Source organism: Streptomyces sp. NPDC060028 (assembly GCF_042736725.1).
GTDB lineage: Bacteria > Actinomycetota > Actinomycetes > Streptomycetales > Streptomycetaceae > Streptomyces.
The window spans coordinates 23,390-44,670 of record NZ_JBHWVJ010000053.1 but is presented as its reverse complement, the minus strand read 5'-3'; the positions used below and the strand labels follow the sequence as shown (position 1 = coordinate 44,670).

Sequence of the window (21,281 nt, the reverse complement as noted above, 5' to 3'; positions counted from 1 at the left end):
ATGGATCAACTGGCCTCGCGGGACGGGGTTCCTTCGTGGCCGCGGCGCCACAGTGCCATCCGCAGCGGCACGTCGACCAGCTCCACGTCCTTCCTTACGGAGGCGTGCCAGCTGACGATCTTCTGGGAGAAGCAGTCCACGATGAACGCCACGTAGGTGAAGGACTGGTAAGTCCGGACATAGGTGAAGTCGGTGATCCATTTCTGATCCGGTGCCGGCGCGGTGAAATCCCTGTCCAGCAGGTCCGGAGCCCGGGTATCCGCCGGGTTCGGGACCGTGGTTCTCGGTCTTTTCCCACGGACGACGCCAGCAAGGCCGAGCGAGCGCATCGCACGGTCGACGGCCCCGAACCCGGCCTCGGGCAGCAGGGTCCGGCGGATCAGGGCCAGCATCTTGCGCCGGCCATAGAGCCCTTCCGGAGCCAGCACACGCCGCCCGACCGCGTTGGTGCTGAAGGCCAGTGACCGGACCGCGTCCTCGACCTGGGCGTCACTCACGGTCCGGGCCGGAAGCTGGTTCGTGCTGGCGGCTGGGGCACACCAGGCCCGCAAAGTTCGTGCCGCGATCTTCAGCCCAGCCTGATTCAGGGCAGTGAGGATCGACTCGACGGCATACCCGGCAGCTCTCATCTGATCGGCGAACGCCACGATCAGCGGTTTCGGGGGTCGAGCTCCCCCGCGAAGAAAATCGTCGCGGACTTCAGCACTTCGTTGACCTCACGAAGCCGCTTGCTCTCCGCCCGCAGCCGACGCAGTTCCTCACGATCGTCGCTGGTCACACCTACGACTTGGCCGGCATCGACCTCGTACTGCATCACCCAGCGCCGCACTGACTCCCGGGAGACACCGAGCGAATCGGCGACCTGGATGTGCAGTGCACGCTCGGACGAGTACTCCGCACGATGCTCTGTGTGAAGGCGAGACGGTGCTTCCGGTGCCCCGGGCGGAGCCCGTGCTGTCCCGCCCGGCGGACGCTGAGTGCCCGGACCTGCGGGTCTGGCGACTCCCGATGTGCTGGCGATCTTCCGCTGCCTTGACGACGAGCTCATCGACCTCGACCTGCGGGAGTGCCGGGCCAGGCAGTTCCTCAGCAAGAGGTCGGCAGCAGGGGCGGGGGCCGGCAACGTGCATGACCAGCCCCTTCATCCCTGGCGCGCTGGCTGATGGTGCCGCGCGGCCCTATCGCGCGCCACCACCTACTTCCGCAGGAATGTGAAGCGCTGGTCCAGGAGGGCAACACACTCTTTGAAGTCAGGCCGCGGCAGCCCGGCGCGCTCGCGAATCACCGCGATGGCCTGCATGTTGCGCCTGATGCCAACCAGGTGGTCCACCTCTGCTCGCGCTTCGACCGAGAGCCTGTTCCACAGAGAATCATTCACTCGCACATCCAACCGTCCGAGCAGCGCGAACATCACAGCGCCCCCTCTCCAGAGGCCAGTCCCCCCTCGCTTTGATCAAACTGCAGGCAACGACCGGTGCCGAGAGCTGGCAGGCCGGGTGGTGAGGGGGCGAGCCACATTTGGGCAGAGCCGTACGGCCGACGTGCCCAGAATTCATCTGCCCCGTGAGGTAGACGGCGTCGGTGGCGTCGACCGTGTACCGGGTGAGGGCCTGGGAGTCGGGGTCGTAGCCATAGGCCCCAGGCGACCCAGGGCTTGCGCCCAGGCTGGAGGCGGGCGACGACGGCGACTGCGTTGGGGGCGGCACCGTCGTACCGGGGGTCGGAGAGCATCCGTCCGGCGGTGGGCTGGCGGGAAGGCGAGGGCGGCCAGGCGCGCGGCGGTCACGGCGAGGGCCGGGACCAAGGCGTGCAGGACGTCGGAGTGGCCGATGCCGTCGATGACCGCGGCCCCGGTGGCCATAGACGACGCCATCCAGGCGCGGGCGTACCCCTTTCCGGCAGGCGTCCCGCCAGGGCGTACCCGCGCACCGGTTCAGTACCGGATCACGAGTTGTCGGTGGTGGGGGAGAGGATGCCGGTATGACACTGTTGCCGATCACCGCGCCCGCGTCCCTGCTGCACGTCCACCATGTCGACCCCGAAGCCGGCGGATGGGGATTCAGGGTCGATCACGCGGTGGCGACGACGGCCGGCGACACCTACGTGCTGACCGGCCTGCGCCGCTACCGCGGGCGCCCAGCCGGCTCGGCCGAACCCGCCGAGCAGGATTTCGGCTACCAGCTGATCACCCGCCACGGCTCCGACGGAAAGCCCACCGCCACTGCCGTCTTCGGACAGGCGGTGCCGGGAGGAGGCCCGTCGGCCATACCGGAGGGCGACGCGGCGACCCTGGCCATCCTCCCGGACGGCGCGGTCGCAGTCAGCTCCAAGCCCGGCAGCACCCACCTCCTGGCCCCGGACCTGGATGAGGTCCTCGCCGCCTGGCCGATGTCCTGGGGCTGGAAAAAGCAGCAGGGCCACGGGGACGACCCGTTCGCCGCGTCGATCGCCGTCACCCCCGCGGGTCGGCTGTTGTGCATGACCTCCGAGTACGGGCTCAGCAACTGGGCCGGCGCCCACCCCAACATCGTCGCCGTCTCCGAACCCGGTACAACCCTCGGCCCGGGCCGCAAGCCCGTGTTGAGCGCCATCGCGACCCTGGACGCGCGCACCGACCGCCAGAGCGACGCCGACTCGTACGCGCACGTGAGGTACGGCGACGAGCCGGTGGGGTGCGGCAATCGGCCGTCGCCTTCGTTGACCGAGGCCCTGTCGGAACTCACCGGGACCAGCGGCAGCCTCTACGGCTACCTCGACTCCAAGATGACCCGCCCGGCAGCGCTCGGCGACGACCTGTTCGTCGTCCCGGTCTTCGGGAAGACCTACCGTTCGACCAATCGGGGGCAGGAGTTCAGCTTCGCCCTCGTTGACGACCAAGGCGTGTTGCAGGGCCGGCTGGGAGGCTTGCACCTGCGTGAGGACAGCCCGTTCACCGGCTTCGACTTCACCGTCGTCGCCGACCCGCACCGCGCCCGTGCCTTCCACCTCAACCGCTACGGCCTGTACGCGTGGAGCGCCGACGGGGTGCTGCGCGCCAGGATGTCCACGGCGGAGAAGCCGTTCAAGCCCCTGGTCCACTTCGCCCTGCTGGAGTGCACACCCGCAGGGGAGCTGCTCCTCGCACACCGCAAGCAGCACCTGCTGCTGCGGGTGTCAGTGCCGCAGGACCTGGGCGACCTGGCGGTGGCGGTGGAGGCCGCGCTGAAGGGCTACGGGCGCCAGCGCACCGCGCTGAAGAAGCAGTACGCGCCCGTGAACTGGCTCTGGTCGGACAGTGCGGCCACCGTGAACCATCTCTGACGATCCACCATTTCGATCGCCTTGCCAGGTGCGGAGTGGCTGATAGTCCGGCGCGTGGAATGTGACCAGGGTCCGCCGGGGGAGGTCGGGCGGCAGGACGCACACGGTCAGCTCCCGTACTGCGCCCGCCGCGCGGCTTTACAGGCCTCGTACAAGGGGCTGGCCCCGACCCCGTACCTGCACGTCGGAGCGTGGCTTCTCTGCACCACGGCACCAGGAAGTGCGGCTTGACTCATGAAGTGGGTGTAGCAGCAGGGCGCTGAGCCTCGACGATGAATGCCGTGCCACACACGGCTTGGTCCTCGTGCATGCTGATCACCAGCCCGCGTTGTAGATGCCGCCCTTGGAGGATATCGAGGGGGGTGAGCCGGAGAGTGGCTCGTCCACCGGGCTCCGGGGCCGGCGCAAATCCCACCCCTCGGAGCCAGCGCCTCCCCAGCGTGCCGGCCGGCACGAACGCGAGCCCCGTGGTGGGTGTCTTGTCCCGAACCGCAGGTCCCTCGGACTCCCCCATGCGAGAGTGTCCGGGCAGGGTCCACGCGGTAGCGCCCCAGCACGTAGTGGGGAGATCAGCGCGGGCGTGTCAGCGACGGACGGGTCTTCATGGGGGCAGGATGAGCGTGCGCAGACTGCTGTCGTTCTCGGACGCATTGGTGCTGCTCGGCGGCGATCCGCCCGTCGTCGCCGCACTGGACCGGGCTTTGGGCGGAGCGCTGAACGCGGCAACGGGCGGTATCGGGGACGGGGTGCTGCGAATCGCCGACGCCCGGGGCCGCATCGTCGGCCTGGGCCGCGACGCAGTACGGAATCTGGGGCGGCGCCTGGGCCGGTCGGAAGGGCGCTCCGAGCGCACGGAACTATTGCAGGCCGCCCATACCGTGATCGTCGTCGTGGCATGGTTCCAAGCGCTCGGTGAGTCGGACCTGCCTTTCGGCGTCGATGACCTGGAGCTCACCCGAAGTGAACAGATCGCCCTCGCGGGCGCCCCGGATCCGCCGGGCGGTGCGGCGTTCGCTCAGTCGCTGGCTGCGGTCGACGCGCCCCAGCCCGCACCCCACCGCCCATTCGAGGACGTGACGGCGGAGATGCGGCGCTGGTATGGGGGACTGTCGGAGCGATTCCTCGGCTTCGTGGAAGGGCTGCAGGTCTGGGGCGACCTGACGGAGTTGGACCGGACCTCGGCACGGCGGGTGCTGGCTACCGAGCTGCCCCGCAGGGCGGTCCGGCAATACGAGGGCCTCTACGCGCAGCTGGCCCAGCAGGCACCCGAGTTCGGATTTTGGGTGGCACAGGTTGAGCACCAGGCCACCCGAGACCGGGTACGGCTCGCGCTGGTCGGCGTGGAGGAGCTGCTGTCCGAAGTGGCCCGGGCGATGCGTCCGCCGACGGACGTCGCGGCCGCCCTCGCCCTCGCCCATGAGGCCGCGCTCACCCGGCCCGTGCTGGAAACCTCAACCGCGCCCGACGGCATCAGCGTGCCCGCCCTCCAGGACATGTACCTGGATCCGGACTTCCGAGTGCGTGCAGTGGCTGGCACCGGTGCCCCGTCGAGCGAGGCCTGGTGGGAGGAGATGCCCGTACGCCGCGACCTGACGGGCTACCTCGCAGGTGCCCTCACCTCCCCCGCCGGAGTCGGCTCCCCGCTGCTTGTGCTGGGCCAGCCCGGCGCCGGCAAGTCCGTTCTGACCCGAGTCCTCGCTGCCCGGCTGCCGTCTGTCGGATTCCTTCCCATTCGGGTGCCGCTGCGCGACGTACGCGCCGAGGACGACCTGCAGGAGCAGCTCGAGCAGGCGGTACGGGCGGCCACGGGGGAGCGGGTGTCCTGGCCGGAGCTGGTCCGCTCGGCCGGCGGTGCGGTACCGGTGCTGCTCTTGGACGGTTTCGACGAGCTGCTGCAGAGCACCGGCGTCCACCACAGCGACTTCCTCGTCCGCGTCGCCCGTTTCCAGCAGCGCGAAGCGGAGCAGGGCCGGCCGGTGCGAGCGCTGGTCACCAGCCGTACGGCCGTCGCCGATCGCACCCGGTACCCGGAGGGACTCGTCGCCCTGCGCCTGGAGCCGTTCCGTCCCGCTCAGATGCGCCGTTGGCTGGAGCTGTGGAACGAGGCCAACGCGAGCAGCCTCGCGGCCCGGGGGCTGCAACCGCTGCCCTGGGATGCCATCGCCCGGCACGAGTCGCTGGCCGCCCAGCCGCTATTGCTGCTGCTGATGGCGCTGTACGACGCCACGGACAACGGCCTGCGACGCCACAGGCGCGAGGGACGCGATGGCCACGACGCAGACGACCCGCTCGACGAGGCCGAGCTGTACGAGGAACTGCTCACCTCGTTCGCCCACCGGGAGGTGGACAAGACCGCTCGCGGGGCCACGCCGGAGGACGGACTGGCGGAGCGCGTCGAGCAGGAGCTCCAGCGCCTTTCCCTGGTCGCGTTCGCTCAGCTCAACCGGCGTCGGCAATGGGTGTCGGCGGCGGAGCTCGACGAGGACCTCACGGCACTGCTAGGCCGCCGCCCCACGGGCACCTCCGGGTTCCGTGCCCCACTGGGTGCGGCCGAGGTGGCGCTGGGTCGGTTCTTCTTCGTCCATCGCGCCCAGTCCATCCGTGACGGCCGCGTGCTGTCCACGTACGAGTTCCTGCACGCCACGTTCGGCGAGTACCTGGTCGTACGGCTGGCGCTGCACGTCCTGACCGGCCTGCTCACCGACCGGCCGGCCCTGTCCCTCGGCACGAGCCGCGTTGATGACGACCTGGCCTACGCGCTGCTGTCGTACGCCCCGCTCTCCTCACGGCAGATCTTGCGGTTCGGGGAGTCGATGGTGCGTCGGCTGCCGGACGGCGAACGCGAGCGGCTGGGTCAGCTGCTTATACGCGTCTTCCGGCAGCACACGACACGGACGGGCGACCCCCACCCTGCGTACCGGCCCGCAGAGAGCCGCACGTCGGCACGGCACGGCGTCTACGGTGCCAACCTCGTCCTGGTGGTGCTGCTGCTGGCGGAGGGCATCACCGCGGACAGGCTGTTCCCGGACTCATCGGACCCGGGTGATGCCTGGCACCGGCACGCCCTGCTCTGGCGGTCGTCGTTCGACGAGCAGCAGTGGGCGGACTTCGCACTGTCGGTCTCGGTTCACCGTAGCCGTGCAGAGGGCGGCCGACGGCTGGAGATCCGCCTGCGCACGGGGGTGCTGTCCCCGCCGGACCCTTTGGACATGTACTGGCTGTACCGCCTCCCCCGGCGCGACGTCGTGCACTGGTCCCGGCCCTACTGGGAGACGGTGTGGCACAAGATGGACGTGTCCGGAGGCACAAACGACTTGGTGGTACGGCATGCGATGGATCCGGTCATGGAGTGGCTGGGGCCAGCCGTGACCGTCTTTACCTCGCTCGGTGAGGGACAGCAGGCAACCTCACTGGCCCACGATGTGCTGCGGCTGCTGATCGGTGGCAGCGTCGGACTTGCGAGCGATGAGCTGGCAGCGCTGTACCTCAGGGTGGATCGCGCTGTGGCGCTCCTGCCCGACGACTCACCCGCCCGGGAACCGGTGACCCGGCTGCTCGCCGACATGCTCGGCAGGGACGGCTCGGCCCTCCCGAGCGACACGGTCCTCGCCCTCGCCCGCGGCTCACTGGCGCGGCCCCACCTCCGCGTGCGGCTCCGGCGGGCAGTCCAGGCCCATCATCCGGATCTGGGTCTCAGGCCGGACCTCTGATGGCACTGCCCTCTTACTGATCGTTCCAGAGGGTTACGACTGGACGACCTGTGGTTCTACAGCACGTTCGAAGGTGCCGGACCCTGACCGGATGACCGAGTTGGTGCAGTCAACTGACCATTTTGCACACGGGCCGGTCTGGCACGGGGGCCAGGTGGCGACCTGCGGTCTGGCGACGGGGCGGGGGAGATCATGGCGCTGCTCCTGAGTGCCTCTATTCCACACGTGTTCGATTATCTCGCGACGGCGTGCCGCAGGTCAGAGGTAGGTCTTGTGACTCAGCGCCATACCTGGCCAGTGAGCGTTCCAGTGGGCCGGATTCGTGCTCAGGTGGCCGAGGTAGCGGCTGAGGCGCCTTGTGCGACGGCTGAGGTGTGGCAGGAGCGCGCGGCAGACGGATCTGTTGGGTGACTGCGGTCTGGTGGGCTTCGGCGTACCCTGCCCCGGCACGGCAGCGCGGTCGGGGCCGTCGGCGGCTGTAGCTCACCGGGGCAGGCCTCAGTGCGGCCACCCGGCTCGGTGGAGGACGCGGACGCCCCCGGTCGCTCGCCCCCGCTGGCCGGCGGCGCGGTCACGGGTGAGCATCGAACGGTCGGAGCCGACGGAGCCCACCGGAAGGACGCCCATGAAGAGCGGTTCGCTTACCGAGATCGATGCCCTGGTCCGCGACGGAAGGATCGTGATGTCGGGGGACGACAGCGCGGTCGTGGCGGCCGTGCAGGACGCGTTGAAGGCCGGCAGATCGGTGACGTTCTACCTCTCTCTCGGACAGGCCGAGGCGTTCAAGGCGTGGTACTGGAGCCCCAGACGCATCAAGGAGCGGGGCATGGAACCCGTATCGCGCGAGGAGCGGGAGAGGATCACCTCGGAGCTGGGGGTCAAGGACATCGGGCCCGCCCACTCCAACCGCATCGACTGCGAGTGCGGGGCCCAGTACGGCGCCTTCGAGTTCATCGGACAGGGCATCAAGGAGCACGGCAAGGAGTCCGTGGACGCCGTCCTGGCCCTGGAGAACGCCTACGTCCTGCGGGTGAACCCGGTGACGCCCGCGGTCTGCGACGCCTGCGGCGCACGCATCCTGGTCGGCCACGAGTACGACATGACCAACAGGTACGGATGCTGCCGCTCCGAGAATCCGGTGTGAACAGCCGTGGCGCACGGCCCCGTCGACCGGCGGATGTCCGGCGGGTGCATGGAACGACAACATCGACCTGCCGCCCCGAGCGTCCCGAATCCGAAGCGGCCCCACAGCGGTAGCGAGCTGAGCGCGTAGTTGGCCAAACTGGCCAACTACGGCGCTAACGACGTGGTGCGCGATAGTCGGATGGTCAATCGGCAAGGCGAAGGTCGGTGACGAGGCGGAAGCGTTCCAGAACCGTGAGCGTTGCGTCGTCAACGGTGAACGCGGGGTCCTCCAGCGCCGCACGCATCTCCTCGCTGTGCCAGAACCGCTCGTGGCCCGTCCGCCACTCTGCGACGCTGGTGTCCCCTTCCCCCTCGTCCACCACGTGGGCGAGATCCACCTGCGCCAGCGGGACGACGCGCACGCCAGTCACCTCGATGACCGCGACCGGCCGGTCGTTCGAGTCGATGACCACCGAACGCTTCCCGACCTCCGGCAGGGGCTCCCCCTCATGCTCGTAGTCGACGACGAGCCCTGTCGTGGAAGTCTTGGAACCGCTGAGGATCGCTGCGACGAGCTGGTCGCGCAGTGGGCCGGGGAAGGCGAACTCGGCCCTGGGCATCGATGCGAGGTTTGTGAGTGAGGCGGAGTCAGGCGTCATGCGGTCACAGTAACGACCCCTTCCGCATGCGCCTGGACGTCACGACGCAGGACGTACCCCGGTTCGGCCAGGGTCCGGCTGCGGCGGCCGGCTGACCGGCGCATCCCGCTGCCGGCTTCTTCGTTTCGCCGGGCATGAAGATCCTTGGTTCTTCCACGCTTGCTGTCGCGGCCCTGCTTCTCGCCGCTGTTCCCGCCTCAGCCGACGACACCCCCAGAGGGGGCGGCGGCATTGGGCAAGCCCGCTCAACGTTGGATAGCGGCGGTTTCGGGGACACTGCTGATGGCCGCGCGTCCGAGCACCGCAATCTCGTGAAGATGGGCGAACCGGGTGCCATCTCCGACCTGGTCAACAACCTGACGAACCCGCAGCCGAACTGAACAAGCTCTGAGCTCTAAGCCCTCGTTGTGCCTGGTGGGGCGGCTGTTGGGCCGTCGACGGCGGCCGTGCTCTGAAGTCTTCCCACGGATAACACCCCAATATCTGCGGTAGTTTGATCCATCATCTGCGGTGACGCCCTCCGGGTCCTACACGAAGCGGCTCTGTTATCTGCGGCAAGGGGGGAAGCAGTGCCCACCGTCGTGCAGCTGCCAACCGGCAAAGCGCTCACCGTCCGGACGGCGGCCGATCTCTTTCTCGACTCCCTCGGCAACCCGAACACGGTCCGCACCTATGGGATCGGGGTGGGCAAGACTGCGCTGCGGCTCGGCGCGGGCCGGCCGCTCGGCTCGGTCGCGGACGACGAAGTGGGAGAAGCCCTCGAACTGCTCTGGGGCACCGCGGCAGTGAACACCTGGAACTCCCGTCGGGCATCGGTGCTGTCCTGGCTGGCGTGGTGCCGCGAGCGCGGCTACGAGTGTCCGGCGGTCCCGGCCTGGGCTAAGCGGCTGGCGGTGCCAGACTCCGAGACCACGGCCCGCTCGCGCATGGCCATCGACCGGCTGATCGCGCGGCGCGACGTGCACCTGCGGGAGAAGAGCCTGTACCGGATGCTCTACGAGACCGCCGCTCGATCCGACGAGATTCTAGGCGTGAACATCGAGGATCTGGACTTCGCCGGGCGCCGCTGTCAGGTCAAGGCCAAGGGTGCCCGGGCGAAGGCCCGACGACGGGGCCAGACGCGCGAGGACCTCGTGCTGGACACCGTGTACTGGGACGCGGGCAGGGCCAAACTTTTGCCCCGTCTGCTCAAGGGACGCACGCGCGGGCCGGTGTTCGTCACCCACTGCCGAGCCGGCCCTGGGAAGGTGATGGGCCCGCGAGACGTGTGTCCGGACACAGACTTCGCCCGGCTCTCGTACGGCCAGGCCCGCGCCCTACTGGATGGGCACACCGCAGTACGTGGACCGGGCAGCGGTTGGGACCTTCACGAGTACCGGCACTCTGCCCTGACCCACCTCGGCGAACAAGGTGCGTCGCTGCTGATGCTGATGGCCAAGTCGCGTCACAAGAAGCCGGAGAACCTCCGCCGTTACTTCAAGCCCTCACCGGCGGCCATCGCCGAGCTGACCAGCCTTCTGGCCCCCGGTGACAGCCGGCGGTGAGCCAGAGCCTTGATCAACCTGCGCACTGACGGCAGGCGGGGTTGGAGCGGGCTCGTGCGGCGCGGATCGTGCACCGCCCGCCGGTGCTCGCTGCGCGGGGAGTCCGTTCGCTCACTGGGGCGGTGCCACCAAGCCCGCCTCATAGGCCAGGATCACCAACTGCACCCGGTCGCGGGCATCGAGCTTGGCGAGCAGGCGGGTCAGGTAAGTCTTGGCGGTGGCGATGCTGATGCAGAGCTCGCCTGCGATCTCCGTATTGGACAGGCCCCTGCCGACCAGGGTCAGCACCTCGCGTTCCCGGGCGGTGATGCCGCCGAGCTTCGCCCGCCGCGGCGGTGACGCTGCGGGTCGGGCGGTGAACTCTTTGATCAGCCGACGTGTGACAGCCGGTGCGATCAGCGCGTCCCCGGCGGCAACGATCCGGATTGCGGAGAGGATGTCGTCCAGGGCCATGTCCTTGACGAGGAATCCGGACGCGCCGGCGTGCAGCGCCCCGTAGACGTAGTCGTCGTCGTCGAAGGTCGTCAGGACGACGACGCGTGCGGAGCCGGTGCCCTTCGTGATCAGCCGGGTGGCTTCGATGCCGTCCATGCCGGGCATCCGGAGGTCCATCACGACGACATCGGGGGCGAGTTCCTCCGTCAGTCGTACCGCTTCCGCGCCGTCTCCGGCCTCGCCCACCACCTCGATGTCCGCGGTGTCGGTGATGACCATCTGCAGAGCGGCGCGGACCAGGGGCTGGTCGTCGGTGAGTACGACACGGATGGTCATCTGGCTCCCGCCTCGGTCGTTGCCGGTAGCGGCAATCTGACCGCTACCAGGAAGCCGCCCCCGGGACGGGGCCCGGCCGTGAAATCGCCGTGCAGCAGGGCGGCCCGCTCGCGCATGCCGATCAGGCCGTATCCGCTGTCCGTGCTGGTGCCGCCGCCTTTCCCTCGGTCCGAGACTTCGACCGCGAGTTCGTCCGCGCGGTAGTCGACGAGCACGAGGCAGGAATCGGCCCCCGAGTGCCGTACGGCGTTGGTCACCGACTCCTGGACGATCCGGAACGCCGCTAGGTCGATGTCAGCGGGCAGCGGGCGACGCCTGCCCTGCCAGCACACCTCCACGCGGACACCGGCGGCCATGGCCGTCGTGGCGAGCCGTTCCACGTCCGACAGGCCGGCGGCCGACTGCAGAGACGCTACTGCACGCCCATGGTCTTGGCCGGGGCCTTCCTGATCCTGGTCAGCCTGTCGCAGGGCGCCGAGCATCCGCCGCAGCCCGGACAGGGTCTCGCGCCCCGCCTTCTCCACGGTGAGCATCGCCTCCCGGGCCCTGGCCGGCTGGGTCTCGACGACCCGGGCTGCGGCGCCGGCCTGCAGGGCGATAATGCCGATGCTGTGGGCGACGGTGTCGTGCATTTCGCGGGCGATGCGCAGCCGTTCGGCGGTGACGGCCTGCGCGGCGGCCCGTGCGTACAGCTCTTCGGTGTGGGCGCGGGCCTGATGGACCGAGTTGCCGATGAGCCAGGCGATGGCCACGGTCAGGGCCAGGAAGGGCTCAGGAGCGATCCCGGAGTCGTCCCCCGTGAGCAGCCGCAGAATGGAATAGCAGGTGAGCACGCCGAGTGCCCCCGCGGCCGCCGTGAGCGAGTTCCGCCGGGGTCGGACGGCCGCGATGTAGCAGAGGGCCACATCCACTGCCAGGAACTGCAGGGGTGGGATTTCGTCCTGGCGCCAGGCCACCGTCGAGGCGACCGTACCGGCGAGCACCAGTGCGTACGCCGGCGAAGTAGTGCGGCGCAGCACTGCACTACCGGCCAGGACCAGCACGAAGGCGAGCGCAAGCAGAGCCCTGGCGCCAAGCGAATCGAGCCCGCCCCGGGGAAAGTTGAGCGAGTACGTCGGCCCCGGCGGCATCACGACGTACTCGACGATGGGCTCCACCGCTGCCGACAACCACGCCAGCGCCGTCCACAGGCCCGGCGGTATGCGCTTGAGTAGCGGCAAAGACACGGAGGCTGACATCTGGTGATCGTAACCGTGTGCTGTTGAGGGGCCATCGACCCGGGGTTGTACAACCGGGGTTGACACTCGCGCCCGGCGGTTGTCAGCTCCGGCCCGACGACCGGCGGGGCCGCCCCCAGGCATCGTTGTCCCCGTGATCGAAGTCAACGAACTCACGAAGCGATACGGCGGCACGACAGCTGTCAACGACCTGACCTTCACCGTGCGGCCCGGCCAGGTGACCGGGTTCCTCGGACCGAACGGCGCTGGCAAGAGCACCACGCTGCGGATGATCCTCGGCCTCCACGAGCCCACCAGCGGCGCCGTCACCATCGACGGCCGCCCTTTCCGTGACCGCCCCCGCGGCCTGCGCCACATCGGCGCTCTCCTCGACGCGCACGACGTGCACGGCGGGCGCAGCGCGCGGGCGCACCTGTCCACCCTGGCCCGCAGCAACCGCATACCGCAGCGTCGGGTGGAGGAGGTGCTGCGGGAGGTCGGCCTCGCCGCCGTCGCCCGCCGCCGCATCGGAGGATTCTCGCTCGGCATGAAACAGCGGCTCGGCATCGCCTCCGCCCTGCTCGGCGATCCACCGGTCCTGCTCTTCGACGAACCGCTCAACGGCCTCGACCCGGAAGGAGTGAAGTGGGTGCGCGACCTGTTCAGGCGGCTCGCCGCCGAAGGCCGCACCGTGTTCGTCTCCAGCCATCTCATGTCCGAGATGGGGCACACCGCCGACCAGCTGATCGTCATCGGTCGCGGCGAACTGATCGCGGCGGAAAGCCTCACCGAGTTCTTGGCCCGCGGCACCCGGCAGAGCGTCACGGTGGGCACGCCCGCCGCCGCTGTCCTGAGAGACCTGCTGACGGCCGAGGGAGCGGCCGTACACACGGCGGGCGACCGGCTTGCTGTGACCGGTGTGACCGCGGTCCGGATCGGTGAGATCGCCATGGAGCACCGCATTCCGCTGCATCACCTCAGTACCCGGTCCGCCTCCCTGGAAGAGGCGTTCATGGAGCTCACCGCCGACAGCGTGCAATACCTCGCAGGAGACCTTCAGTGACCACGACATACGCTCCCGTTGGCGGACTCGGCGCCGACGAACCCCGCGCCCGCTTTCTCGATCTGGTGGCCGCCGAGTGGATCAAGCTTCGGTCGCTGCGCTCGACCTGGATCGCGTATGGGGCCACCGCATTGGCCGTCATCGCGTTCAACGCGGGCACCGCCTATGACACTTACAACTACTGGCCGGAGCGGAGCGCGGCGGACCGGGCCGACTTCGTCCGGGCCGGAATTCCGCTGCAGGAGGCGTTCACGGCGAACGCTGCCATGGTCATGATGCTCGCCATCGGTGCCATCGGTGCCGTCGCGATCATCGGCGAGTACAGCACCGGCACCATTCGTACGACGTTCGCGGCCGTTCCGGCCCGCCGTTCGGTGATGGCCGCCAAGTCGGTGGTCGTCACGGCGGTTACCACCGTCTTCGGCGCGATCGTCGCGGGGGCCTCGTTCGGGCTGACGCAGGCGATCCTCGACGGCCGGGACGCAGGCGTATCGATCAGCTCCCCGGGCGCCCTGCGCGTCGTAGTGGCGTCCGCCCTCCTTGCGTCCGTGTGCGCGGTCGCCGGCATGGCCATCGGCTCCGTCATCAGGCACACCTCGGCCACCATGCTCACCTCGGTGGTAGTCATCCTCGTGCTGCCCATCGTCTTCACCGACGGCCGCCACTGGTCGGCGGTCGCCGGGCACGCCACGCTCTACCAGGCGTGGTCACGGCTCGTGGAGGTCGGCTCCCCCCAGACCGACTTTCCGTGGACGACCGGCGGAGCCTGGACCGTCTACGCAGTGTGGACGCTCACCGCAGCTGTGCTCGCCGTCACCAGCGCGCAACGGCGCGACCAGTGAGAGGCCCGGTCGGCCAACTGCTCGGGTGGCAAAACGGCCGCCCGTACCTGGAAGTGATTTCTAATCGGCTCGGCCGCGTCGTCGTTGCCGTTACGCCGAGACCGTCAGGGACAGCCTGACCGAGACGCGTTCTCCGACCGCCCCGCCTACCGGGCCTGCCGCACGAAGCTGGTACGCGAAGCGGTCACCACCGCCGTCGGCACCTCGGCCTCCGTTACTGACTCCGCGTCGTTGACGAGCATGGCCGCGGAGGCCGCGACCAGGATGACGGGTTGACGAAACTATTCCTCATCGACGGCACCCGGGTCGCGCAGGGACCGCAGGCCCGGCAGGTCCGGGAGCTGGAAGGAGTACCGGCCGAGCATGTTGATGTGGTGGCGCACAAATGGCGAGAGGCGGGCCATGTCCTCGTCGCGGACATCGAAGCCGTCGGCCCGGAGTTGGGTGATGGCGGCATCCATGTAGCGGGTGTTGAAGAGCACCAGAGCGTTCAGCACGAGCCCAAGGGCGCCGATCTGGTCCTCCATGCCGTCCTGGTAGCGCTGGTAGAGCTGCCCGGCCTCGCCATGGAAGATCTTCCGCGCGAGCGCGTGGCGTCCCTCCTGGAGGTTGGCCTGCACCTTGATCTTCCGACGGTAGGCCGGCTCGCGTGCCAGGCGCAGAATGTGCAGGGTCTTGGCGATCCGCCCGTAGTGCGCGATCGCGTCGCCCAGCGGGGTGGGGCGGCCGTCGCGCGACAGCATCCGGATCACGTCGTAGGCCCGGACGGCTCCGGTGTGGATGGAGCCGATGATCCGCAGGATGTCCTCCCAGTGCCGATCTATCCGGACCAGGTCGACCCGGCCCCGGGCCGCGTCCTGGAACGCGCCGTAGCCGGCGGCACGGTCGATGCGCCACATCTTCTGGTCCGGCAGGTCAGCCAGCTGCGGCGCATAGGTGAACCCCGCCAAGGTCAGCAGGCCAAAGACAATGTCGGAGTACGAGGCGGTATCGATAACGATCATGTTGTCCGGGCGCTTGCCGCCATCGCGGTCGTAGAGAACGTCCAGCACGTACAGCGAGTCGCGCGGGGTGCCGGCCACCACCTTCCCGCCCAGTCCGGCTGCCTGGTCATTGATCATGTTGAGCCAGGTGGCACCGCCCCGGCGCCCGAAGTACTTCGGGTTTGGTCGTGCGTAGACCGAGGGCACCGGCACTACGAACCGCAACCCGTCCACGGAGGCGACCAGCCCGACACCTCAACGTCCCCAGACAACACATCGAACCCGTGGCCGTGGACGACCAAGGACTGCCCGCCCGCGACACCCGACAACAGCAAGACGTCCACGAGCTCAAGCTCGGCGCCTTCATCGCAAACTGCCGCACCAAGAGAACGTCACTGAGCGATAACTGCATCACACAACTCGACACCATTGCAATGCGCTGGCCGTAGCGAGCGCGCCAGGACAAAGCCCACATCGTCCAGCCAAGCCTCGCCGCCAGTCGACCAGCTGACCAGTGCAAACACTCCACTGGCGTCACCGGAGAACTGCGCCTCGCCGAACCTGGCTGCATTGCACGCCTCGCTGCTCGACCCGGATCTGGGAGAGACAGACGACTACCTCGAGCAGTACTGGAAGAAGATCAGGTCCCTTTACCCGCGCCATAAGTGAGCGCTGGCGCCGTGATCCTGCCTGAATGGCACGCGGCGCGGGGCGCGAACGTCTTGGGCAGCCGCGCCCTGCGCCCGCGACCAAGACGCCACCGTCCGCACGGGGCGGGCTCAGCACCGCGGCTGAGGCGCAGCCAGAAGCGGGATCTGTGCCTGTCGGCCCCGCTCTTCTCCATCCCCACTCGGGATCGACCGTTGGCATCGCGCCCAGCGTCTGCTCCGTGTCAGCCGACACGCTGTGTCTCGACTGCCGCCTGAGCGGGCACGTGGGGCAGCGGGACGGTGCAGGAGGCGCAGCGCCGGGCCTGGGCGGGGACGGGGCTGAGGCATTCGGGGCAGTCGCGCTTGGGTGCCTGCACGTCCTGGTGGGGGGCGAGGTGCCCGTGGAGCTTGTTGATGGGCAGGACCACCAGGAAGTACAAGGCGGTCGCCAGGAGCGCGAGGCTGATCGCCGCATTGATGAACGCTCCGTACGGGAACTGAGTGGCGCCGATCGTGAACGCCTTCTTGCTCATGTCCCCGGCTACGCCCGTGGCCAGCCCGACCAGCGGGGTCAGGAACGCACCGACGAAGCCGTTGACCACGGCGGTGAAAGCGGCGCCGATGACGATACCGACGGCGAGGTCGACGACGTTGCCGCGAAGGATGAAGCTGCGAAAGCCCTTCACCTGTGACTCTCCTCTGCATTTGGGCCCGGGCCGGTGGCCGTTCCACTCTCATCCCCGCGTGCCCTGCGTTCGCTCCACGATGCGGTTCAGCGACGGGCGTGGCGGGCGCGGGGCCGCCGGTGCAGCGGGGCGGTCCGCGGGGCGAGGAGGAGTTCCTCGTACCGGCCGAGGGCGAGAACGCCGGCCAGGAGTGCTCCGGGTAAGGCCAGCGCGAGCAGGGCGGCGGTCGGCGCCGCCGGGTCGGGCATCACGCGCCGGGCACGCCGGCGAGGGCGGTGCCGGGAAGGACCTCGCTCACGGGGAGATCGAGGGCGTGGGCGAGTTCGCGCAGCTCCTGCTCGGTGGGGTGGATGGGGCCTGCGGTGCCGTCCTGGACGAAGACTCTGATGCGCGGGGTGCGGATACCGGTGCGGTCCGCGAGCGCCTGCACACTGAGGTGCCGGCGGCGCATGGCTGCTTCGAGGACGTGCGACAGGTCGGCCATTTCCCGCTCATGCCCCGGTCCCTGACCCTCATGCCGTGCCGTACCCGAGGACACCCGAATGCGCGTGGGTTACAGCGCTGCAGCAGCACAATGACGGTCTTGGCAGTGGCCTGCGGCCGCGCACAGGAAATTAAGGTGCCTGACGCCGGTGAGGCATGCAGGAGGGGCCGAGGGGCGAGGCGGGCAGCGTGGCCGTGGCGATCGGCGCCGGCGCCCGATTCGGCCCGGATCGCGCGACGTGGCCGAAGGCTGCCCGCGGTCGTGCGGCCGCGGCGAGGGCCTGCACGACCTGTCACGGTCGTGCAGGCCCTCGCCCCGGGGGCGCATCACGGTGGCACGCGGGGTGAGGGGGACGCGGCGGTGATGCGGCGGGAGGGGTCAGACGCAGATGCTGCCGGCGCAGACGCCCACGTTGACGGGCAGGACGACGATGCTGAACTTCTGCAGGTAGGTGGTGATGGCGGCCGTCTCCAGGTTCAGCAGCTGGACCGTGATGGGGGCGTTGACGTTGTTGTCGGCGACGTTGACCAGCGCGGCCTGGAGGTCGCTGAGCTGGGCGCCGGTCAGGACGTAGACATCGCCGATGTTCACGGTGGTGCGGTTGAGGACGTTGTTGACGGTGATCAGGCCGGAGCAGTTGACGGTGTGGTTGGGGCCGCCGCCTTGGTTGGAGCAGGTGTAGCTGTGCGGGCCGCCGGCCGGGCTGTGCTGCTGTGCCGCTGCCGGCGCGATGGCCGCACCGGCCAGTGCTGCGGTCAAGGCGGTCGCGGTCGCGAAACGGGCAAGCTTCCCAGTCGTCTCCTTCACGCTGTTCCATCGGCACCACGTTCGGGCGCCCGTATTGATCGGGCTCTTGCGGGGACGAGGAAAGCCTTGAGGACCGACCGGACCACCCCAAGGCGGTAACAGGCTCATCCGCCGTACCCCCGGGCTGCGGGGAGGTCTTCTTCGCTGTCTGTGCAGCCCACAGAGGGTTACGACAGGTAGTAGCCCGCTGGCTGTACGTTACATTTCGGCTTTCAGTCATCGTGCGCTCTGCATGTACGCGGGCACGTACTGATAGGTCAGCTCTGCCACGTCCAGCCGAAGTGGCCATCGGGTCCCGGACGAGTTCCATCGTTCAACGACGTCCGAAAGTGCCACTACGGCTGGCCTGGGACACGTACCGCGCCATGGGTGCCGGTGACCCAGCTGGGGGTTTGGCCTAGAGTCAGCCGTTGCGGCGGAAGGCGCGGTAGAGGAGCCCGGACGCCAGCGCCATGAGGCCGAGGGCGAGCGGGTATCCGTAACTCCAGCCAAGCTCGGGCATGTGCTCGAAGTTCACCCCGTAGACGCCGGCGACCATGGTGGGGATCGCGAAGATCGCCGCCCAGGCCGAGATGCGGCGCATGTCGTCGTTCTGCCAAGTCCCCACCCGCGCCTGCTGCGCGTCCAGAACCGAGGTCAGCAGCTCATCCAGCGACCGGACCTCGGTGTCGGTGCGGTTCAGATGGTCCGCCACGTCACGGAAGTAGGGCAGCGCCTTCGGCGGGTAGCGCTGCCCCTCCTGGCCCGGTCCGGCCAGGAGCCCCTGCAGGACGGGGACGAGGGCTGTATAGCGTCACGGAACGCCCGCACCTCCCGCTTGAGGGAGTAGATCGCCTCGGTGTGATCCACGCGAGGTGCAGTCCTCCAGCTTGGTGAGCGCGCCCCGCACCTTGGCCGCGGCATCACTGTAGGCGTCCACGACCACGTCCAGGACGGCATGCAGCACCGACAGCGGGCCGAAGCGCAGCATGCCGGGGTCGGCTTCGAGCCGCGGCTTCGGCGGCCGGGTCGACCGCACCGTGCCGCACGGTGAGCACATAGCGAGGGCCGACGAAGACCATCAGCTCCCCGATCTCCACCGCCGCATCCGCATCGACGTACCAGAGCGTCTTGAGCGCGACTGCCAGGACATCGCCGAAGTGCTCGCGCTTGGGGCGCTGCTGCGCCTGGACCGCGTCCGCGACCGCCAGGGGACGCAGGCCCAGCTCCTGAGCCAGCTGGGCCAGCTCGCCCTCGGTCGGGTCCACGAGGCGCACCCAGCCGAATTCGCCTCACCCAGGCCGCGCAGCCGCTTCAGCACCAGCTGGCAGGTATCGTCCTCCAGGCCGCACTCCACGGTCTCCGACCGGCCGGAGCGTTCCTCGTACATCACGCATTCCATCCCACACGCATGCTTCAACACGCCGATTGCGTGCGTCACCAGCCACCCTGCGCTCTCGTCCCCCTGGCTTCCCCTTGCTGCTCCCACCTGCGCAACCGCGCAGCGCGCAGGTATGACGACCGCGAGGCGGGTAGACGGGCCGCATGTCACTGTCAGGAGAACTGCTGTCCGAGTCCACGATGCGGGACATGATCGGGTGGCTCGTCCACGCGATCGAAGCCGCCGGAGCCCTCATCATCTTCACCGGGGCCATCTGGGCCTTCGTCCGGTTCGCCGCCACCGGACTTCGCGGGCGCTCCCTCATCACCGAGTTCAACAAGATCCGCCTCAGCCTCGGACGCTTCCTGGTACTCGGCCTGGAGTTCCAGCTCGCCGGCGACGTCCTGCGCACAGCGGTCGCGCCCAGTTTCACCGAAATCGGCCAGCTCGCGGCCATCGCCGCCATCCGGACTCTCCTCAACTTCTTCCTCACCCGGGAAATCGCCCAGGAACGCGCAGAGATCGAGCACGACCAAGGGGAAACCGCACCGCGTCCCGCTGCCCTCTGAGCATGCGCGTCCGGCCCTGTCGCGTCACCGGTCAGCGGCTGAGAGAGGTATCGCGCCACCAGCTGGCCGCCTGCAGGGAGGTGCAGCCGGGCGGGTCGTGCAGCAGCACGGCCAGCCGACTTGACCGCCCGCTCCTACAGGAGAGGTCTCAGCGGAGCGTGCGGCGGTGGCGGCCGGAGCGCCGGATGTGCATCACCAGGTACACCAAGGCCGCGACGAACACCACAATGCCGATGAGCAGCAGGTAGAACAGCCCTTTGGCGACGGCGCCGATGATGCCCAGCACGATCGCCGCGATGACGAGGAGCAGGAAGAGCGTCATGACGGGAGACCTCCTCGATAGGCCGGTCAGCGGCGGGCGAGCTGCCGCTCACCGTTCGCGCCGGGCTGGTAGGCCAGGCCGTAGTGCGCGAAGACCGCCGCCTCGTCCTCGGCGGGCAGGACGTCATCCGTGCCGATCCCCGGGCACTTCTTGACCAGCGACCGGTCGTAGTCGACCTTCACGTAGCCGGGCCCCACGATCGCGCCGTTCAGCGGGACGAAGACCAGGTGGCGGCGGGTAGGCAGCCCGACCTGAACGGTGGCCATGGCGGGCTCGTCGGTGCTGGTGTCCACGTAGATGGCCTCCAGAGCGCCGATCTTGTGGCCGCCCGCGTCGACGACGTCGTGGCTTCGCCACTCACGGATATCCGCGATTCGGATCATCCCGGGTTCCCTTCGCACGGCGGTGCGTCCGCCCGATTCGGTGCACTTCTCAGCCTGCCCCGCAGAGGCCGTCCACACCAGCCCGGAAACCTCCCCGCTGTGCCCCCGGCGGCCGGTCATGACCACGCGACGACTCCCTCGTCGGGTGGCGTGCCGCCGCGGGAGAAGATGGGGATAGACACGGTGCCTGGCCAGGGAGCCTTCTGGAGACACGACAGCGCCGCGACATCGAAGTCGAATGGGGGCGCCGTGTACGACATGATCCACGTGGACGTCCACGCCACCGGGCCCGGCAGCTGCCGGGTGACCGTGGGGGGCGACCTCGACGTGGTCAGCGCCCCAACCGTCCACGACCCCCTGCGCGCGGCGATCAGCATGCGCTTGGGCGGCGTCGATGTCGACTGCGCACAGCTCTCCTTCTGCGACTGTTCCGGCCTGTCCGCGCTGCTGGCCGCCACCCGCGGAGTGAAGGCCGCCGAGGTGGAGCTGCGGCTGCGCGCCGTCCCGCACGTCCTGGCCCGGTTGCTGCAGCTGTCCCACACCGGCACCGCCTTCACGATCACCGGCACCGCCTTCACGATCGAGAGAGCCGATCGCATAGTGAAGGCAGCGGCGAGACCCTGCCGCGATGAACTCTGAAGGATCGAAGGAGTAGTTGTGGTTGGTGTAGAAGCCGCCGCGGTACTTGGCTTCGATCTCCTTGAAGAGCTCATAGTTGGAGAGTTCGAAAGCCATCTGCCGAAGGTAGCGAATGCTCGTCGACCCGGTACAGGCGGAACACCGGAAGCGGATCGCCAGGCGATGAC

Annotated in this window: 23 protein-coding genes and 2 pseudogenes; 10 read left to right on the top strand and 15 right to left on the bottom strand. The window is 69.0% G+C overall.

What is annotated here, in order from left to right:
* Window positions 1-5: 5 nt before the first annotated feature.
* From ACFWBF_RS24520 to ACFWBF_RS24510, 3 genes and pseudogenes are all read right to left on the bottom strand, one after another.
* The gene (locus ACFWBF_RS24520; RefSeq protein ID WP_385605616.1) at window positions 6-647 is read right to left on the bottom strand and encodes a DDE-type integrase/transposase/recombinase; all 642 of its coding nucleotides are present in this window, start codon (window positions 645-647) and stop codon (window positions 6-8) included.
* A 2-nt stretch (window positions 648-649) separates the two neighbouring features.
* A pseudogene (locus tag ACFWBF_RS24515) lies at window positions 650-883 on the bottom strand (transposase); the annotation flags it as partial.
* A 312-nt stretch (window positions 884-1,195) separates the two neighbouring features.
* Window positions 1,196-1,411: a hypothetical protein gene (locus ACFWBF_RS24510; RefSeq protein ID WP_385605614.1), complete on the bottom strand. Its 216-nt coding sequence runs from the start codon at window positions 1,409-1,411 to the stop codon at window positions 1,196-1,198.
* 569 nt (window positions 1,412-1,980) lie between these two features.
* Between ACFWBF_RS24510 and ACFWBF_RS24505 the strand changes: the two genes are divergently transcribed.
* From ACFWBF_RS24505 to ACFWBF_RS24495, 3 genes are all read left to right on the top strand, one after another.
* Window positions 1,981-3,300: a hypothetical protein gene (locus ACFWBF_RS24505; RefSeq protein WP_385605612.1), complete on the top strand. Its 1,320-nt coding sequence runs from the start codon at window positions 1,981-1,983 to the stop codon at window positions 3,298-3,300.
* A gap of 614 nt (window positions 3,301-3,914) precedes the next feature.
* The gene (locus tag ACFWBF_RS24500; protein ID WP_385605610.1) at window positions 3,915-7,010 is read left to right on the top strand and encodes a hypothetical protein; all 3,096 of its coding nucleotides are present in this window, start codon (window positions 3,915-3,917) and stop codon (window positions 7,008-7,010) included.
* Window positions 7,011-7,635: 625 nt separating this feature from the next.
* Window positions 7,636-8,154 (top strand): hypothetical protein, encoded by a 519-nt coding sequence (locus tag ACFWBF_RS24495; protein ID WP_385605609.1) that lies wholly within the window; start codon window positions 7,636-7,638, stop codon window positions 8,152-8,154.
* 184 nt (window positions 8,155-8,338) lie between these two features.
* On the opposite strand, the gene ACFWBF_RS24490 is transcribed toward ACFWBF_RS24495, so the two are convergent.
* Entirely contained in the window at window positions 8,339-8,794 is a 456-nt protein-coding gene (locus tag ACFWBF_RS24490) for an ASCH domain-containing protein (RefSeq protein ID WP_385605607.1), read from the bottom strand.
* A gap of 134 nt (window positions 8,795-8,928) precedes the next feature.
* Between ACFWBF_RS24490 and ACFWBF_RS24485 the strand changes: the two genes are divergently transcribed.
* Together ACFWBF_RS24485 and ACFWBF_RS24480 are read left to right on the top strand one after the other, a co-directional pair.
* A complete protein-coding gene (locus ACFWBF_RS24485; RefSeq protein WP_385605606.1) occupies window positions 8,929-9,174 on the top strand; it encodes a hypothetical protein in 246 nt (81 codons plus the stop codon).
* Between the two features lie 189 nt (window positions 9,175-9,363).
* Window positions 9,364-10,338: a tyrosine-type recombinase/integrase gene (locus tag ACFWBF_RS24480; RefSeq protein WP_385605604.1), complete on the top strand. Its 975-nt coding sequence runs from the start codon at window positions 9,364-9,366 to the stop codon at window positions 10,336-10,338.
* 111 nt (window positions 10,339-10,449) lie between these two features.
* Here ACFWBF_RS24480 and ACFWBF_RS24475 read toward each other — a convergent pair whose 3' ends face one another.
* Window positions 10,450-11,109 carry a response regulator gene (locus ACFWBF_RS24475; protein WP_385605602.1) on the bottom strand — a complete coding sequence of 220 codons (660 nt, stop codon included), beginning with the start codon at window positions 11,107-11,109 and terminating at the stop codon, window positions 10,450-10,452.
* The gene (locus tag ACFWBF_RS24470; RefSeq protein ID WP_385605600.1) at window positions 11,106-12,347 is read right to left on the bottom strand and encodes a sensor histidine kinase; all 1,242 of its coding nucleotides are present in this window, start codon (window positions 12,345-12,347) and stop codon (window positions 11,106-11,108) included. Before ACFWBF_RS24470 ends, ACFWBF_RS24475 begins: the two co-directional genes overlap by 4 nt.
* Window positions 12,348-12,480: 133 nt before the next feature.
* On the opposite strand from ACFWBF_RS24470, the gene ACFWBF_RS24465 reads away from it, so the two are divergent.
* Both ACFWBF_RS24465 and ACFWBF_RS24460 read left to right on the top strand, forming a co-directional pair.
* A complete protein-coding gene (locus ACFWBF_RS24465; protein WP_385605598.1) occupies window positions 12,481-13,389 on the top strand; it encodes an ABC transporter ATP-binding protein in 909 nt (302 codons plus the stop codon).
* The gene (locus ACFWBF_RS24460) at window positions 13,386-14,231 is read left to right on the top strand and encodes an ABC transporter permease subunit (protein ID WP_385605596.1); all 846 of its coding nucleotides are present in this window, start codon (window positions 13,386-13,388) and stop codon (window positions 14,229-14,231) included. Before ACFWBF_RS24465 ends, ACFWBF_RS24460 begins: the two co-directional genes overlap by 4 nt.
* 281 nt (window positions 14,232-14,512) lie before the next feature.
* Here the strand turns inward: ACFWBF_RS24460 and ACFWBF_RS24455 are convergent.
* Window positions 14,513-15,469: pseudogene (locus ACFWBF_RS24455) on the bottom strand (Tn3 family transposase); the annotation flags it as partial.
* 29 nt (window positions 15,470-15,498) lie between these two features.
* Here ACFWBF_RS24455 and ACFWBF_RS24450 point away from each other — a divergent pair.
* Window positions 15,499-15,663 (top strand): hypothetical protein, encoded by a 165-nt coding sequence (locus tag ACFWBF_RS24450; protein ID WP_385605594.1) that lies wholly within the window; start codon window positions 15,499-15,501, stop codon window positions 15,661-15,663.
* Window positions 15,664-16,106: 443 nt separating this feature from the next.
* Here the strand turns inward: ACFWBF_RS24450 and mscL are convergent, their stop codons facing one another.
* The 6 genes from mscL to ACFWBF_RS24420 form a co-directional block, all read right to left on the bottom strand.
* Window positions 16,107-16,550 carry a large conductance mechanosensitive channel protein MscL gene (gene mscL / locus ACFWBF_RS24445; RefSeq protein ID WP_385605592.1) on the bottom strand — a complete coding sequence of 148 codons (444 nt, stop codon included), beginning with the start codon at window positions 16,548-16,550 and terminating at the stop codon, window positions 16,107-16,109.
* Window positions 16,551-16,636: 86 nt separating this feature from the next.
* A complete protein-coding gene (locus ACFWBF_RS24440; protein ID WP_385605590.1) occupies window positions 16,637-16,798 on the bottom strand; it encodes a hypothetical protein in 162 nt (53 codons plus the stop codon).
* Window positions 16,798-17,034 (bottom strand): XRE family transcriptional regulator, encoded by a 237-nt coding sequence (locus ACFWBF_RS24435; RefSeq protein WP_385605589.1) that lies wholly within the window; start codon window positions 17,032-17,034, stop codon window positions 16,798-16,800. The genes ACFWBF_RS24440 and ACFWBF_RS24435 overlap by 1 nt, the downstream gene beginning before the upstream one ends.
* A gap of 378 nt (window positions 17,035-17,412) precedes the next feature.
* Window positions 17,413-17,841, bottom strand: a complete 429-nt coding sequence (locus ACFWBF_RS24430; RefSeq protein WP_385605587.1) for a preprotein translocase subunit TatB — start codon at window positions 17,839-17,841, stop codon at window positions 17,413-17,415.
* A gap of 403 nt (window positions 17,842-18,244) precedes the next feature.
* A complete protein-coding gene (locus ACFWBF_RS24425) occupies window positions 18,245-18,598 on the bottom strand; it encodes a CorA family divalent cation transporter (protein WP_385605628.1) in 354 nt (117 codons plus the stop codon).
* 145 nt (window positions 18,599-18,743) lie between these two features.
* Window positions 18,744-19,088, bottom strand: a complete 345-nt coding sequence (locus ACFWBF_RS24420; protein ID WP_385605585.1) for a CorA family divalent cation transporter — start codon at window positions 19,086-19,088, stop codon at window positions 18,744-18,746.
* A 283-nt stretch (window positions 19,089-19,371) separates the two neighbouring features.
* Between ACFWBF_RS24420 and ACFWBF_RS24415 the strand changes: the two genes are divergently transcribed.
* Window positions 19,372-19,770, top strand: coding sequence for a DUF1622 domain-containing protein (locus ACFWBF_RS24415; protein ID WP_385605626.1), 399 nt, complete (start codon window positions 19,372-19,374; stop codon window positions 19,768-19,770).
* A 148-nt stretch (window positions 19,771-19,918) separates the two neighbouring features.
* Here ACFWBF_RS24415 and ACFWBF_RS24410 read toward each other — a convergent pair whose 3' ends face one another.
* Both ACFWBF_RS24410 and ACFWBF_RS24405 read right to left on the bottom strand, forming a co-directional pair.
* Entirely contained in the window at window positions 19,919-20,092 is a 174-nt protein-coding gene (locus tag ACFWBF_RS24410) for a hypothetical protein (RefSeq protein ID WP_385605583.1), read from the bottom strand.
* 26 nt (window positions 20,093-20,118) lie between these two features.
* A complete protein-coding gene (locus tag ACFWBF_RS24405) occupies window positions 20,119-20,475 on the bottom strand; it encodes a PRC-barrel domain-containing protein (protein ID WP_385605581.1) in 357 nt (118 codons plus the stop codon).
* Window positions 20,476-20,733: 258 nt separating this feature from the next.
* Between ACFWBF_RS24405 and ACFWBF_RS24400 the strand changes: the two genes are divergently transcribed.
* On the top strand, window positions 20,734-21,114 hold the full coding sequence (locus tag ACFWBF_RS24400; protein ID WP_385605625.1) for an STAS domain-containing protein: 381 nt from the start codon (window positions 20,734-20,736) through the stop codon (window positions 21,112-21,114).
* Window positions 21,115-21,281 lie beyond the last annotated feature (167 nt).

Bases quoted from the DNA above. Each gene is read 5' to 3' on its own strand.
- ACFWBF_RS24490 (WP_385605607.1), bottom strand. From the start codon at position 8,794: ATGACGCCTGACTCCGCCTCACTCACAAACCTCGCATCGATGCCCAGG.
- ACFWBF_RS24485 (WP_385605606.1), top strand. From the start codon at position 8,929: ATGAAGATCCTTGGTTCTTCCACGCTTGCTGTCGCGGCCCTGCTTCTC.
- ACFWBF_RS24500 (WP_385605610.1), top strand. From the start codon at position 3,915: ATGAGCGTGCGCAGACTGCTGTCGTTCTCGGACGCATTGGTGCTGCTC.
- ACFWBF_RS24510 (WP_385605614.1), bottom strand. From the start codon at position 1,411: ATGTTCGCGCTGCTCGGACGGTTGGATGTGCGAGTGAATGATTCTCTG.
- ACFWBF_RS24435 (WP_385605589.1), bottom strand. From the start codon at position 17,034: ATGGCCGACCTGTCGCACGTCCTCGAAGCAGCCATGCGCCGCCGGCAC.
- ACFWBF_RS24470 (WP_385605600.1), bottom strand. From the start codon at position 12,347: ATGTCAGCCTCCGTGTCTTTGCCGCTACTCAAGCGCATACCGCCGGGC.
- ACFWBF_RS24495 (WP_385605609.1), top strand. From the start codon at position 7,636: ATGAAGAGCGGTTCGCTTACCGAGATCGATGCCCTGGTCCGCGACGGA.
- ACFWBF_RS24410 (WP_385605583.1), bottom strand. From the start codon at position 20,092: ATGACGCTCTTCCTGCTCCTCGTCATCGCGGCGATCGTGCTGGGCATC.
- ACFWBF_RS24400 (WP_385605625.1), top strand. From the start codon at position 20,734: ATGATCCACGTGGACGTCCACGCCACCGGGCCCGGCAGCTGCCGGGTG.
- ACFWBF_RS24505 (WP_385605612.1), top strand. From the start codon at position 1,981: ATGACACTGTTGCCGATCACCGCGCCCGCGTCCCTGCTGCACGTCCAC.
- ACFWBF_RS24440 (WP_385605590.1), bottom strand. From the start codon at position 16,798: ATGCCCGACCCGGCGGCGCCGACCGCCGCCCTGCTCGCGCTGGCCTTA.
- ACFWBF_RS24405 (WP_385605581.1), bottom strand. From the start codon at position 20,475: ATGATCCGAATCGCGGATATCCGTGAGTGGCGAAGCCACGACGTCGTC.
- ACFWBF_RS24475 (WP_385605602.1), bottom strand. From the start codon at position 11,109: ATGACCATCCGTGTCGTACTCACCGACGACCAGCCCCTGGTCCGCGCC.